The 2,415-nt window shown below is 63.9% G+C and carries 4 protein-coding genes; 3 read left to right on the forward strand and 1 reads right to left on the reverse strand.

Annotation, left to right across the window (positions count from 1 at the left end):
- The 3 genes from Q4F04_RS11655 to Q4F04_RS11665 form a co-directional block, all read left to right on the forward strand.
- Positions 1-689: calcium-binding protein (locus Q4F04_RS11655; protein ID WP_303369996.1), on the forward strand; the 689-nt coding region annotated here is incomplete at its 5' end.
- Between the two features lie 294 nt (positions 690-983).
- Positions 984-1,205 carry a type II toxin-antitoxin system Phd/YefM family antitoxin gene (locus tag Q4F04_RS11660; RefSeq protein WP_303369997.1) on the forward strand — a complete coding sequence of 74 codons (222 nt, stop codon included), beginning with the start codon at positions 984-986 and terminating at the stop codon, positions 1,203-1,205.
- Positions 1,202-1,630 (forward strand): type II toxin-antitoxin system VapC family toxin, encoded by a 429-nt coding sequence (locus Q4F04_RS11665; RefSeq protein ID WP_303369998.1) that lies wholly within the window; start codon positions 1,202-1,204, stop codon positions 1,628-1,630. Before Q4F04_RS11660 ends, Q4F04_RS11665 begins: the two co-directional genes overlap by 4 nt.
- A gap of 114 nt (positions 1,631-1,744) precedes the next feature.
- Here the strand turns inward: Q4F04_RS11665 and Q4F04_RS11670 are convergent.
- Positions 1,745-2,415, reverse strand: a 671-nt coding sequence (locus Q4F04_RS11670; protein WP_303369999.1) for a hypothetical protein, incomplete at its 5' end; no start/stop codon positions are given.

Below are 2,415 nucleotides of genomic sequence, written 5' to 3' on the forward strand. Positions count from 1 at the left end.
TCACCGGCGGCGACGGCGCCGACGTGCTCCTGGGCGGCGACGGCAACGACGTGCTCGTCGGGTTCCGGGGCGCCGACAGGGTTTATGGCGGCAACGGCAACGACCGGATGATCTGGAACAACGGCGACGGCTCGGACCTGATGGAAGGAGGCGCGGGCCATGACACCGTGCAGGTGAACGGTGCGGCCGTGGGCGATGCCTTCACCATCGCCGCCAACGGACCCCGGGTGGACTTCGACCGCACCAACCTGATCCCGTTCTCGCTCGACATCGGCAGCACCGAGCGGCTGGACGTGAACGGGGGCGGCGGCGCCGACACCATCACCGGCGGCGGGGGACTGGCCGGGCTGATCCGCCTGCGGCTTGACGGCGGTGCCGACAACGACCGGATCACCGGCGGCGACGGCGCCGACGTGCTCCTGGGCGGCGACGGCAACGACGTGCTGACCGGACGCGGCAACGCTGATGTGTTCGTCTTTGATGACGGCACCGACAGGATCACCGACTTCGATGACGGCGTCGACACCATCAGGATCGTAGTGAACGGCATTGACAGCTTTGCTGACCTGACGGGACTCATGAGCGACGTGGGACCGAACGCAATGATCGACTTCGGAAACGGCGATCGTCTGGGGCTCCAAGGGGTTTCCATCGTTGATCTGGACGCTGGCGACTTCGTGTTTGGATGAACGATTGTACGCCTGCGCGGGCTCGGTGACGTCCGTGTTGTAAAGCCTCAGTGCTCTCGGACAGGCCCGCCTCATCGAGGCGGGCGGTTCGCGGCGCAAGGCTTGGTCGAACAGCCGCTTCCATCCTGACACCCTCGCGACCTCACCCGAGGCATATGCCAAAAGGTTCACCCTCGTTCAGGTTCAACGCCCACGAGGGGTTTGCCTGCTGCCGTTCGATCTTGGCAAACGCAAGCAGCTGGACCAAATCCTGGTTCAAGACCATCTTGTTTTGAGCAAAGGGAGGGTGCGTCCATGCAGATGAACATTGCGGAAGCCAAGGCCAAGCTGTCCGAACTGATCGCCGCGGCCGAGAAGGGCGAGGAGGTCATCATCGCCCGTGGCGGTCAGCCGGCCGTGCGGCTGGTCTCGGTCCATCGCCCCACCGTGCGCATCGGGATCGGCGATGGACTGGTCAGCAGGGTGCCGGATTTCCTCGCCCCCTTGTCCGAGGACGACCTGAGGGACTGGGAGTGAGGGCAGTCCTGCTCGACACCCATGCCTTCATCTGGAGCTTGGTCATGTCATCGGAACTGAGCGCCACGGCGCGGGGCATGATAGAGGCGGCGGATGTCACCTATGTCGCCCCGATCAGCTTCTACGAGATCACGCAGAAGCATCGCCTCGGGAAATGGCCCGAGCTTGATCCCGTCATCGACCAGCTTCTGCCGCTCTGGCGCGCGCAGGGCACCGAGATCGCGCCCTATACGGCCGAGATCGCGTTTCTGGCAGGGGCGATGCAGTGGAGCCACCGCGACCCGTTCGACCGGATGATCGCGGCGACGGCCATCGCCCTCGGCTGTCCCCTGATCTCCAAGGATGCGGCGTTTGATGGCCTTGGAAGCGTAGCGGAATGGCACGGCCGCATCTGGGACGCCGCGTCCCTGCCCGCAGGAACCTGATCGAGGCTAGGACGCCCTTATGCTGCTTTTGCCTAGGTGCGTGAGGATCATCTTGCTGGCTTCTGATCGTGCTGGTGGGAGCATCTAGCCGTCCTGCGGGGCACGCAGAAGGTGTCAGCTGCTTCGCAGCGCCAAGGCTGAGACCATCGCGAGGTAAGCCGTCATGAGGCAGACGCCAGTCAGCTTCAGGAATTCCTCGATCAGCGAGACGCGGAACTGGGACGCCTCAGGAATGAGATCTAAGTTCTGCAGCAGGTCGATCCCTACCGAGCCACCGAGCCCTGCCAGCGCGGCAGTCAAGACGATCCAAGGCGTTTTGCGCCAGACCCGCGCAAGGAAGGCCAGAAGAAGCAGCATGCCGGCTGCGTGCACGGCCAGAAGCGGCTCGGGTATCCCCGCCACCTCCACGTGCTCATGGAACATGAAGAGGTCATCGAGGCAGGCAAACGCCATATACGCGCCGCCGAGGCCAAGGACAGGTCCCCAGGTCGCCCGCTGCTCCGAGGCCAGAATTGCCAGTGCGAAGATTGGAATGGCCGCCCCCACCGCCCAGGCCAGCACGGCCAGATACTGGTAGCCTCCTGTGTAGGGCGGAGAGCCGGTGACTGCGCTGGCGTCCCGCATCAGCCAATCGACGTTCATGAGGCTGCGTCGGCCCGCCTCGATGATGAGCCACAGCAGCAGCATATTCAGCGCGACAATAACAACGCTGACAGCGAGTCCGCGAAACTTCGGGGCAAAGGAATGAGACACTAAAATCGACACAATACACCTTGGCGACACTA

The organism is Paracoccus sp. (in: a-proteobacteria), assembly GCF_030536915.1.
In the GTDB taxonomy this organism is placed as follows: domain Bacteria; phylum Pseudomonadota; class Alphaproteobacteria; order Rhodobacterales; family Rhodobacteraceae; genus Paracoccus.